A 10,478-nucleotide genomic window follows, 5' to 3' on the forward strand; every position below is an offset into this window, starting at 1 on the left:
GAGTCCACGTCAGGAGCTGGTCAGACAGCTCAGCAGGAAGAGGGAAATCGTCCTGTTCCAGTGCACTGTCCCATCCGAAAAACGGCCAGGAGCATCCGTACTCGTTGAACATTCTGATCGTTGTGTGTGTGCTCATCAACAACCCCTTGCCGGGTATAACGTGATCACTCGTCGATTGGTCTTAGAAATGATCACACGAGGGTAAAAAGTCTTGAGGACCTGCCCCTTGGAGTTCCTATAGCCATGGCCCACACTAACCAGTTGCGACTGCACATGGTTGGCTACCTAAGAGTGTGGTCACCATGACGGCTGCACATTGCGAAATAACGGGAAGCTCACCATGCCTGTCAAAGTGAGAAGAATCGGCACGGTAGAAAGAATGAGGGGGAGCTAAGACTGACCAGTCTCAGCTCCTCCCGTGGTACCTCAGGCAACCCGAGGCACCTGTAATCACGGGGTGGTCGCCGCGTTCTCGCTCCGCATGCCGTGGCGGGCGATAAGAGTCAGACATACCCCCACGATGGAGAGCGCAACGCCCAACAAGAAAAGCAGGCCGAGACCGATGTCCGGGTCCGCGCTGTAGCGTCCCTGCAAGGACGATGTCACCTTGGTTGCCAAGGCCAGGATTGCCCCGACCGGGATGAGGACAAGCCCAATGCGGTACATGCTTTTCATAGCGCCATCCTAGTTATTCCGTCCGGTGCCCTTGTAGTAGTCATCGCCCACAGCTCGCACCGCGGTGTAGTAGACACCGGTTGCTTGATAGCAGTATCCACGTGCGGGGTTGTACCAGGGGTAGGCGAGACGGCAGGCGTACTGCAGGTTTTGCACGAAGACCTTGTCGCAGTCCAAACGGTTCCGCGAACTTCCATAGCAGCGATCATGAGCGTCACAGGCAGGTCTGAAGTTGGCCTTGATGAAACGATCCGGTGATCGGGTGCACCCGTTGGGGACGACCTTGCGAGCTACCGAGGGGCGGGCAGCAGCGGCGGCGCTGACCATTCCATTCGGCGGCGGGGTAGCAGTCGCCACTTGCAGCAGTTGAGCAATCTCCTGCTGGGTAAAGGTCCGGTCAATGAGCGCCCGCTGTGCCGGCGAGAAAACCTGGCGGGCCGCCGCGCTCTGGGAAATTGACGTCTTTGCCGTACCGGAAGCCGCCATCGCTGGGGTAGCCAAGCCCAACCCGGTCAGGAGCACAGCTACGAGCATGGCCAGAATTTTTCGGTGCGGCATGAGTCCTCCCGGGAACTAACCGCACCACTACGGAAACGGTTGCTTTAGCAAAAGCTAGCCGTGTGGTGTTGTCTCCGCTATCCCGGTCAGCAGGGATAGATCATCAGCAAAGTTAAATTGCCTACAGGAACCTTCGGCGCCCACACCCAGTAGCCCCGGACCGGGTTCGACGACCACTCCGGGCGGGGACAGTACCGTGACCAGCAGCACTCAGCGTCCGAGTCCCCGTTCGTTGTCCTGGTTCAGACCCCAGGAAGCCTGCCGGTGTGGAAGGACGGGTTCTGGAGCCAAGGTGCGGGCAACCTGACGTCTGCGGGGAAGCTGTTCAGCGGCGTAGGCTCGGCGCAGCCGGGCAATCTCTTGAATCTGTTCCCGGTGTGCGATCAGGCGGGGGTCAGTCTCGTTGCGCTTTGCCCACCAACTGGCGACTTCACCCATTTCGGCCCGTTGGGCCTGGCCGATCTGCTGGTGCCGGCGCCGGGTGGCCTCGGCCTGGGCGTCGACCATCCGGGCCTGGTACTTGGCTTTGGACTCCAGGAGTCCTTTCTCCGGCACCTGCACCCGCTGGGACGAGGAGGGGGCGTCGAGGACCTGGGAGAGCTTGGACCAGGCCAGGGTCTTGTCCAGCTGGGAGGCCTTGAACCAGACCGGCTGCCCCGCCTCGTCCACGCGCCCGGTGCCGAACTTGTATCCGGACATCCGCCCCGTCTTGGCGCGGTTGGCCTCGAACTCCACCCCCGCTTTCTCGAGTTCGCTCTCGAACGCCGCGGTGCCGCCGCCAACGGCCCGGTCCGCGCACGCCCGGACCACGGTGGCTAGTTCCACCCGCTCCGGCGGCAGATGAGTGCGCAGCGCCTGGTGGCGTTCCCCGCGCGTGATCTGGTGATCGGCCGCCCGCCGGGACACCCGCGTGGTCTCCCGCGGGGCGACCTGCAGCCCATAGGTCTGCTCGAGCTCCGCGCACGCGCTCTGGGCCTGGCGGTAGTCCTGGCGCCCGTGCCACACCTGCCCGGTGTCGGTGACCCGGGAGGCGACCAGGTGCACGTGGTCATCGGCGTGGCGGACCACCACCCACGGGCGGTCCTCCAGACCCATCCTGGCCATGAACACCGTGGCGGCATCACGCCACTCCGCATCGGTCAGCGCCCGATCCTCCGGGGCGCAGCGCAAGGAGACCTGCCAGATCGGCTTGGTGATCTCCGGACGCGAGGCCGCCGCCTCGCGCAACTCAGCGGCCCAACGCCCGGAAGTGTCCCCACGCATCGCCAAGGTCCCACCAATCACGATGCCCCCGACCTGCTCGGCCCCGGCCCGGTCGCGGTAGGTGTGCATCGCAGTCTTCCCCGGCCCGTGCAGGTAAGCGGCAATGTCCCCGACCCGGGTGCCACGGGTGATCTTGGCGATCATGAGCGCAGCGCTTCCCGGATCTGACCCATTACGGCCTCGGCCGCGTCCACCCGGGCCACCAGCTCCGCAGCCGCGGCCCGGTCGAGACCGGAGACGTTCGCAGCGCGCACGGCCTGGTTCAGGTTGTTGCCCACCCGGGCCAGCTCCGCCCGCAGCGCGGCGACCTCCGGGGGCGGGCCGGGACGGGCCGGCGCCGCGCGGTGGCCGGTGAGCAGGCCGGCCATGGTGGTGCGCACCCAGGTGCCCAACCGCCCGGAGCCGGCTTCAGCAGCTGCCGCCGCCCAGGCGGCGTGCTCCCCATCGGTCAAGCGCACCGCGACCACGCGGGTGCGCTTAACCGGTCCTTCGGTCTCCTCGGCCACGAGGTGACCCCCTCCCTTGGTGGGTCGAGCTCTGCGAGATCCGCCCCCCGCCCCCGCAGCGAAGCGAGGAGGCGGCGAGGAAGACTTGCGTGCAGTGAGCGCCAGCGAACGTAACGCTAGTCATACCTCGCATCGCCGGAGCGTGTCCACCGCGGCGGTCGAGTGCCCCCTAGGGCGCGAGACCGCCAAACAGGTGGCGGGCGCGCTCCGGCAGGGTCGGCGCGGTGAAGCTGTGGAAGGCCGCCCGCGGCCGAACGCAGCGCTCACCGCGCCGCTCTGGTGAGATCAGCTGCTCAGGTGCCCCACCCCTAGCTCAATCACCTCGAGGGACACAGCGCACCCGTCGCTGGGGTGTCCTGGTTGTGGTCGCCCGGGTAAGAGGAGTGTCTATGCGGACCACTTCGGGGAAGGGTCAGTGAACATCGCGAAGCACTGACTGCACTGGAAGACGTTTTCTTTGTCCGGGCTGTACTGGTAGTGAGGACCGTCCTTGTCACACATCAGGCAGTCCATCATCGAGTACCGGTTGTTACTGATCATCCGGTCAGCGTAGAGCCAGGTTTCTTGGAGGAGAGGAACTCGCTAACGCTCGTGCTGTTTTTTCCTGACCGCCTACTTGCCGAGTTGGTCTGTGGGACTGTTCATCTCGGCAACGCCGGGCCAGCCTGGGGCTCGGTTGCTTGGTTGGCGGGCAGGGGTGTGCCTCTAACGCTCCCGGGAAGGGGAACGAGAGAGGCGCGCAAGGTGTCCAGCCCGAGACTTCGGAGATGGCCGTATGGGGGTCACTAGGTGACCGGTAGCGCGGCCCACGGCATTACTCGTGGGCAGTGGCGGCATGTGCACGCAGCTCCGGCGACATCTGGTCGCTGTAGGGCTTGGCACTCCTTCGATCCCGGCGATTGCTCGACCCGGTGACGGCCCCTGTCTGCGTGCTCGACAAAAGGAACCGGCTCTAACCCGGGGAGGGCCGCGGTGCGAGGATCAGCTCGCCGGGGCCCGATGCCCCGTGTCTCCGTCGGCTGGAGGTGTTGTTCTACGGCCACGTCTCAGGCCGACACCAGGTAGTCCATCGCTGGTGGTTCCATTGCAAGCGTTGGCGCACTTGCTAGAATGGGCTCGTTGTTTTGGTTCAGCTTCAGGATACGGGACCGTTGGCGCGGTCCCGTTCCGCTTTAAGCGGTCCGGCGTGTCGCAAGGCACCTCGCCCCGCAGACCGATGGCCCGGCGCGCAGGCGCCGGGCCATCGTCGTATCTCAAGGGCCGGAGCCCAGTGGTCAGCTGTTGTGCGTGCCGCCGTACTTGCTGGGTGCTCCCTCGCGACCTGTGCGCTTCTGGGAGGCGAACGTCTCCCCTGCCTCGATCGAGGCCGTAGACCGTCTCAGCTCGGCCTCGGCGCGGCGTACCGCAGCACTCCAGTCCTGCGGTTTGGCTGGAGTCTTCTTCTTTTTCGCGTTCCCCTGCTGCTTCTTGGCCGTCGCCCGCCGCTTCTGCGCCACCGCAGTCTCCCTCCGTCGTTGTCCTGATGATCTACCCGAAGGTGCGTCGCCACCAGGACTGCCTGACCGGCTCAGGCCCGGGGCCGGTCTGTTCAGGTGCCGGCGGCGGAGATACCGGGACTGGGGTGGACTCTGGACCCGGCTCGGCGGGGGCCGTGGGTGGTCCTGTCGTGAGCATCCGCAGCGCCATGCGTTCGGCCTCGAGCGCTGAGCCCCGCTCCTGGGCGATGGCCTCTGCTTTCTCAGCACGGAAACGCAGCTCCAGCGCTTCGAGCTCCAGCTCTCGGATGCGCTCCTGCGCTTCAGTCAGCGCCCCCGGATCTCGGGCCGTCCCTGCCTCCTGAGCCTCCTGAGGAGGTGCGGTTGAGGACTCTGGAGGGGTGGTCCGGCGCATCAGCCCAGAAGCCACCAGCGCGCTCAGCGGCACCTGCCACCCGTCGGCGGCGATGACCGCCCCATGCGCGCGCAGCAGCTCCTTATTCCGCCGGAGCGTGGAAACCGAGACACCCGCCACCTCGGCGGCGCGCCTCATCCCGAAGACCGCCTGTGTCGGGGTTTTCGGCGGGTAGTCAGGGGTGCTCGGCGGGGGTGTCATGGTCACAGCATTCCATGAGGTGAGCACAGGTGTCAGTGAGCACCCCAGGGGTGCTCATCCCTGCTATTGCAGGCCAAAAGTGTGTTCACAAGGGGGTAGTCATAATTGTGTTCACCTGTTTTTGACGTCTGTTCACGGTGAACACAGTGAGCACCCTGCCCCGGATCTGCTTGGTGGCCACAGCTGCAGTGATCGCCCAGCGGCGCAGCACGTCCTCATCGGCGTGTGCCGAGTCGAGCGAAGTCGTCGCTGGAGAAGGGAGCACCATGGGGATCATGGAGTGGGATTAGGTGTCTCAGGGCCGCCCTGGGGATGAGTGGCTGGTGGCCACGGAGAACGGGCTCGGGGTGATGGCCGCCTGGGCGGCAGGCACGGTGAACGTCCGGAAGATGCCCGTCGATGACCAGGGTCGCACCGTGGTTGTGGAGTGCCATGATTCCGACGGTCATGTCCGTGCCTGGACTGAGCCGTTCACGGTGGCCGATCGTGAGCTGGTGGATGAGGAGATCGAGTCCTACCTACTCGACGCCGGAGTCCCGCTGCCTCCGCGAGGTTGGGTGTGGTTGATCCGCCGGCCGGTGATTTTCCGAGATGACCGGCAGCTCTGGGCGCATCTCAACCAGCGAATCGCCCAGCACGCCTCCCCGGTTCCGCGCCCCTCCGAGATCGCCCCGCTCCTCCAGCGCGCCATGGCAGAGCTCTACGCCGGAGGCTGAGAACAGATCAAGCACACCCAGGTGTCCCTGCCGCATCAAGCTGAGATCGCGACGACAAGCTACCTGAGCCGGTTTATGCGCTCACCACGTGCACATCCCTCGATTCGCGGGACAGGCCCTAGTGGGGTCTCACGGTAGGTCGCGGTAAATAGCTCCTCGATGCCCGAGAGTCAGCACCAGCACGAGGAGCTTTCCCTCGTGGACCGTGTAAACGATCCGATAGTCGCCCACCCGCACCCGCAGGTACCCGGAATGGCCCACCAGAGCCTTGACGGTCGCCGGCCGGGGATCATCGCGCAACAGTGCGAGGGCGGCAACGATGCGGGCTTGCACGGGTCGGTCGAGCTTACGGAGCTCCTTCGCGGCACGCTTGCTCAGCTCGACCGCATACCGCTCACTCAAGCTTCAAGCCGAGCTCGCGGGCCATGTCTTCCAGCGGAACCGTTTCCTCGCCGGCCTCGATCGCCGCTGCAGCCGCATCAGCCGCCGCGGCGTCCTCGGCGTCTTCCAGGGCGCGTAGCGCCCTGTGGGCGATCTCGATGTCCAGGACCATCACGGTCTCTCGCCCGTGGTCCGTGATCGTCACCGGGTTCCGACGGGCGGAGTCCATCGTCTGCGCCCACCGCTGCCGGGCTTGCGTTGCGGGAATCCGAATCATAGCTAAATTGTACATTTTAGCGGTGCAGTTGCCGAGGCCTGCACTCACTGCGCGTGTCTCGCAACTGACCTTCACGACAGGATTGCCCCTGTCCGGTTACAGCACATAGCTGCAGGCCATCCCACGCCGCAGAGATCTGCGGAAATCCGGAGGACTCCACGGGGCCGGGGTGATGCTGGCGAGACGTCCCGCAACCCTAGGGTTAGGGGACTGTCGTTCTCCTGTGGTGCACGCCCAAAGGGTCAACGACCGCTTGCCGAACAGCCGCCTGCCGTGTTGCGGCGGGGCTGGTGGACGGGAGAGGGGTCGTGCCTACACTGGTCACAAGGCTTCTCCTGATTGCCGCTATCAATCGGGGAAGTCGAGCCCCGGAGGCTGGAATCTCCGGGGCTCAACTCTTTCCTGGCCCTATGACCCGGCGTAGGCCCACGGGCGGACCTTCGCCCTGTCGCGTCGGCCATGTGCGGACCTAGTAGGGGTTCACCCCTTCCCCAACGACCCACCCAACCCTCGACACAAAGCTCTGGCTGCTAGGAAGCACCTGCGGTCATTCTTCACACTGAAATCGGGGGACTCGTGCTCACATCACTCCCCCCTGGAGGGGGGCCGGGCCGTTAACAACCGGTCCCCCTCGACACGCTCACGGGCTTCCCAGACACTGAGGGTGGGTGATCTGCATACCGCCCTAGGAAAGCCGGGCTCTCCCATGGCCCGGCTTTTCCCATGCCCAGCGCTGTCAACGACGGTCGAAAAGTGAGCAGTAGCGACGGCCCAAAAGTGAGCAGTTGGTGTTGCTAGTTCGTCTGGTGGGTGGTGCTGGGCAGGGAGTCGGTGCCCAGGGTCTTGAGTCGGTAGCTGGCGCCTTTGAGGGTGTGGACCTCGGCGTGGTGGACGATGCGGTCGATCATGGCCGCGGCGATGGTGACGTCGCCGAAGACCTCACCCCAGCGGGCGAAGGGCAGGTTGCTGGTCAGGATCAGGGAGGCCTTCTCGTAGCGGGTCGAGACGAGCTGGAAGAAGAGGTTCGCGGCCTCCTGCTCGAAGGGCAGATAGCCGACCTCGTCGATGATGATCAGCCGGTAGCGGCCCAGCTTGCGCAGCTCGGCATCCAGGCGCCCGGTGTCGTGAGCGCCCTTGAGCCGGTGCACCCAGTCCACGGCAGTGGCGTAGAGCACCCGGTGGCCCTGCTGGCAGGCGGTGATGCCCAGGGCCGTGGCCAGGTGGGTCTTGCCGGTGCCTGGGGGCCCGAGGAGCACGATGTTGCCGGCCTCGGCCAGGTACCGGCCCGAGGCCATCGCGGCGTAGTCGGTGTGGGTGATCGCCGTCTGGGCAGTGAAGTCGAAGTCCTCGGCGGTCTTGATCGCGGGGAAGCCTGCGGCAGTGATCCGCAGCCGGGCCCCGGAGGCATTGCGGGCGGCGACCTCGCGCTCGAGGACGGCGGTCAGGTACTCCTCGTAGGACCAGTGCCCCGCACGGGCAGTGTCGGCGATGCGGGCGGCGGCCTCACGGATCCGCGGCGCCTTCAACGAGGCGGTGAGGTACTCCAGGGTCTTGGCCGTCTCGGCCGGTGTGGTGGCCATCAGGCGACCTCGATCCCGAACGCACGGTCGTAGTCGGCCAGATCCCGCACCAGCGGATCCGCCTCGGCACCCGGGTGCGGGCGCTGCTGATAGGCCCGGCGCAGCACCGCGGCGGTAGCCACGTGCGCCGGATCGGTGACCGTGGTCGCTGACGCCCAGCAGCGCGCGTGCTCGGCCACGACCCGGCCCTGGCAGCGCACGAGCACCCGGTGCAGGTCGGCGGTGACCTCGACCATGGCCCCGATCACGGTCGGGTCCACGGAGTAGTCGTTGCCGGCCATCCGCACGTAGTAGTCCCGGCCCAGCCGCACCCAAGAGCGGTGCCCGAGCGCCGGGGCGACCGGCGGCACGGGGAGCATCGCGGCCCGATCAGCGGCGATCAGCTCCGCCGGCCGGGCGGCGATGGCCCGCACCCGCCGGGTGTTGGCGGCCCTCAGCCACTGGCGCAGTTGGGCGTTGAAGTCGGCGGGGGAAGCGAAACTGCGCCCGGGCAGGAACGAGGTCTCGAGGTAGCCGTTGGCCCTCTCCACGATGCCCTTGGATTCCGGATCGTAGGGCTTGAGCTGCACCAGGGTCGCCGCCATCGTGCCCATGAACGCGGCCACCCCCTCGGCCGGGCGGCCCCCGCGACCGATGCCGGACTCGTTGTCCCAGACCCACCGCCGCGGCACGCCTTTGATCTGCTCGACCACCAGATGCCACATCCCGGCCAGCAGATCACCGGTGGTGCGCGAGGGAATCATCACCGCGGTGACGAACCGCGAGGAGGAACAGACCATCACCAGCACCGGCGGTGATCCCTGCTGAGCGCCGCCCAGCGGGATCCGTGCCGGCGGGAACCACAGATCGCACTGGACCTGGTCCCCGGGCCGGTAGGACAACCGGTCCGCTGGATCCACCGGGGCGTACTCGCTGCGGATGGCTCGGAGATTGTCCCGGAACCAGGTGATGGACCCCGACCACCCCACCCGCTCGGCCAGCACCGTGGCCGGCATGGACGGGTGCTCGGCAAGCAGCGCCCGCACGGCCGGCTCGACATCGGTGAACGCGTTGGGCCCGGCAGACCTCTCGTAGCGCGGTGGCCGGGAGGCGGCCACGGCCTTGGCAACCGTGTTCCGCGAGATCCCCAGCCGCGACGCGATCTGGGACTTCGGCACCCCCTCGGCATGCAGCCGACGGATCAACGCCCAATCTTCCACAGTGATCACACTCCAATCGTCGAGTGCTCACTTTTCGACCGTCGCATCTGCTCAGTATTCGTCCGGCGTCGACAAGCGCCCACCCGCCCCGCGCGGTGCCCGGCCGAAGACCGATCCCGTTCTATGGCACATAGAACATAACTTTCTCCGCCTGGTGGCAGTAGGGATCCCAACTGGTGTGTAGGACACTGAGATGCGGGGTACAGGATCCTCCCCACGGAAAAAGCCGGGCTCTGCTACCCGGCTTTTTCTGTGCCCGCACGCACGGCCTAGTGCACGTACCGCCGCCACAACACTGCCACCACCAGCACACTCGGCACCCCCGCCAAGGCGAAGCTGACAGCGAGATGATCGATCAGCACATTCAGGGCCACCCCACCCATGAGGACCAGCGCGCCCCCCAGCAGCACGACCATCCAAGCGACTTCCAGCTGGGCCTCGCTCATCGGCTCATCGCGTTCTCTACTCATCTCCACGACGATAGAAAGCCACCCCCGGCTCCCCGAACCGGCCCATGGTTTATGACCACGCACCGTCCAGCCTGACCGGGACAGAGCCCTGCCGGGACAACCCCGGCTGAGCAGCCTGTGCCGGCAGATCAGACCTTGGCGGGACCTCTCACCCACCCATTGCCGTCACTTTTGGGAACGAACCGAAGATCGGCCGAGACTAGAGGTGGGAACTGGCGTGCTTACACCAACAGCTTCCCGGGAGGCCCGGTTGACCAGGCCCCGCCTCCCATAAGAAAAAGCCGGGCTACTGCCCGGCTTTTTCCATGCCCGGCAACGCCGGTTAGTCCAGAAACCGCCGCCACCAGATCCCCACCGCCACAGCACCCGGGACCAAAGCAACGACAGTGCCCACCACGAGATCCTCGATCAAGACACCGATCAACGCCCCCAGCAAACCCACCTGTACTCCAGCAAGCAGCACCAGAATCCAAGCCATATCCCGTCGGTGCCTGGCGTCCTGGTCCCCGCGTCGCATTTGCATTCGTCAAACGCTACGGGTTGGCTCCTCGCTGCGCTCAATCGCACGCATTGTGGGTCACCCTTCTAACGGCAGGTCCTGCCCGTTCACGAGTGTTTCCCAGAACGTGAAGGTGATTTCAACGTCAGGACCAACGGCCTCCTGAACCACCTGCGCCAACCTCAGGCCTTCCCGGTAGGCAGCGTTTCGATGTTCCACCGATGGCCAGCCTCGCTCCTCGTGATAGTTCATGTCGAAGTCAC

General features: G+C 65.8%; 12 protein-coding genes and 1 pseudogene. 1 reads left to right on the forward strand and 12 read right to left on the reverse strand.

Annotated features, from left to right (window positions below; all coding sequences use genetic code 11):
* Positions 1 to 450: 450 nt before the first annotated feature.
* The 6 genes from E7Z53_RS19560 to E7Z53_RS19585 all read right to left on the reverse strand — a co-directional run bounded on the left by E7Z53_RS19560 (position 451) and on the right by E7Z53_RS19585 (position 5,370).
* Positions 451 to 675 (reverse strand): hypothetical protein, encoded by a 225-nt coding sequence (locus tag E7Z53_RS19560; protein WP_176338653.1) that lies wholly within the window; start codon positions 673 to 675, stop codon positions 451 to 453.
* Between the two features lie 9 nt (positions 676 to 684).
* Positions 685 to 1,233 (reverse strand): phospholipase A2, encoded by a 549-nt coding sequence (locus E7Z53_RS19565; protein ID WP_176338654.1) that lies wholly within the window; start codon positions 1,231 to 1,233, stop codon positions 685 to 687.
* A gap of 210 nt (positions 1,234 to 1,443) precedes the next feature.
* Positions 1,444 to 2,640: a relaxase/mobilization nuclease domain-containing protein gene (locus E7Z53_RS19570; protein ID WP_176338655.1), complete on the reverse strand. Its 1,197-nt coding sequence runs from the start codon at positions 2,638 to 2,640 to the stop codon at positions 1,444 to 1,446.
* A complete protein-coding gene (gene mobC / locus E7Z53_RS20955; protein ID WP_176338656.1) occupies positions 2,637 to 3,002 on the reverse strand; it encodes a plasmid mobilization relaxosome protein MobC in 366 nt (121 codons plus the stop codon). Before mobC ends, E7Z53_RS19570 begins: the two co-directional genes overlap by 4 nt.
* A 1,274-nt stretch (positions 3,003 to 4,276) precedes the next feature.
* Positions 4,277 to 4,498, reverse strand: a complete 222-nt coding sequence (locus E7Z53_RS19580; protein WP_176338657.1) for a hypothetical protein — start codon at positions 4,496 to 4,498, stop codon at positions 4,277 to 4,279.
* A 680-nt stretch (positions 4,499 to 5,178) separates the two neighbouring features.
* On the reverse strand, positions 5,179 to 5,370 hold the full coding sequence (locus tag E7Z53_RS19585; RefSeq protein WP_176338658.1) for a hypothetical protein: 192 nt from the start codon (positions 5,368 to 5,370) through the stop codon (positions 5,179 to 5,181).
* Between the two features lie 13 nt (positions 5,371 to 5,383).
* Between E7Z53_RS19585 and E7Z53_RS19590 the strand changes: the two genes are divergently transcribed.
* Positions 5,384 to 5,809 (forward strand): DUF5956 family protein, encoded by a 426-nt coding sequence (locus tag E7Z53_RS19590; RefSeq protein ID WP_369598027.1) that lies wholly within the window; start codon positions 5,384 to 5,386, stop codon positions 5,807 to 5,809.
* A gap of 129 nt (positions 5,810 to 5,938) precedes the next feature.
* On the opposite strand, the gene E7Z53_RS19595 is transcribed toward E7Z53_RS19590, so the two are convergent.
* The 6 genes and pseudogenes from E7Z53_RS19595 to E7Z53_RS20065 all read right to left on the reverse strand — a co-directional run.
* On the reverse strand, positions 5,939 to 6,211 hold the full coding sequence (locus tag E7Z53_RS19595; RefSeq protein WP_176338660.1) for a type II toxin-antitoxin system RelE family toxin: 273 nt from the start codon (positions 6,209 to 6,211) through the stop codon (positions 5,939 to 5,941).
* Complete coding sequence (locus E7Z53_RS19600; RefSeq protein ID WP_047803041.1) at positions 6,204 to 6,467, reverse strand: type II toxin-antitoxin system prevent-host-death family antitoxin; 264 nt, start codon at positions 6,465 to 6,467, stop codon at positions 6,204 to 6,206. The genes E7Z53_RS19595 and E7Z53_RS19600 overlap by 8 nt, the downstream gene beginning before the upstream one ends.
* Positions 6,468 to 7,261: 794 nt before the next feature.
* Positions 7,262 to 8,047, reverse strand: coding sequence for an IS21-like element helper ATPase IstB (gene istB / locus E7Z53_RS19605; RefSeq protein WP_176338661.1), 786 nt, complete (start codon positions 8,045 to 8,047; stop codon positions 7,262 to 7,264).
* On the reverse strand, positions 8,047 to 9,255 hold the full coding sequence (gene istA / locus E7Z53_RS19610) for an IS21 family transposase (protein WP_176338662.1): 1,209 nt from the start codon (positions 9,253 to 9,255) through the stop codon (positions 8,047 to 8,049). Before istA ends, istB begins: the two co-directional genes overlap by 1 nt.
* A gap of 260 nt (positions 9,256 to 9,515) precedes the next feature.
* On the reverse strand, positions 9,516 to 9,692 hold the full coding sequence (locus tag E7Z53_RS19615; protein ID WP_176338663.1) for a hypothetical protein: 177 nt from the start codon (positions 9,690 to 9,692) through the stop codon (positions 9,516 to 9,518).
* 601 nt (positions 9,693 to 10,293) lie between these two features.
* A pseudogene (locus tag E7Z53_RS20065) lies at positions 10,294 to 10,478 on the reverse strand (hypothetical protein); the annotation flags it as partial.

It is taken from the genome of Kocuria salina (assembly GCF_013368965.1).
Lineage (GTDB): Bacteria > Actinomycetota > Actinomycetes > Actinomycetales > Micrococcaceae > Kocuria > Kocuria rosea.

Coding starts and splice junctions, on each gene's coding strand:
- istB (WP_176338661.1), bottom strand. CDS start 8,047: ATGGCCACCACACCGGCCGAGACGGCCAAGACCCTGGAGTACCTCACC.
- E7Z53_RS19570 (WP_176338655.1), bottom strand. CDS start 2,640: ATGATCGCCAAGATCACCCGTGGCACCCGGGTCGGGGACATTGCCGCT.
- E7Z53_RS19615 (WP_176338663.1), bottom strand. CDS start 9,692: ATGAGCGAGGCCCAGCTGGAAGTCGCTTGGATGGTCGTGCTGCTGGGG.
- E7Z53_RS19565 (WP_176338654.1), bottom strand. CDS start 1,233: ATGCCGCACCGAAAAATTCTGGCCATGCTCGTAGCTGTGCTCCTGACC.
- E7Z53_RS19560 (WP_176338653.1), bottom strand. CDS start 675: ATGAAAAGCATGTACCGCATTGGGCTTGTCCTCATCCCGGTCGGGGCA.
- E7Z53_RS19600 (WP_047803041.1), bottom strand. CDS start 6,467: ATGATTCGGATTCCCGCAACGCAAGCCCGGCAGCGGTGGGCGCAGACG.
- E7Z53_RS19585 (WP_176338658.1), bottom strand. CDS start 5,370: ATGATCCCCATGGTGCTCCCTTCTCCAGCGACGACTTCGCTCGACTCG.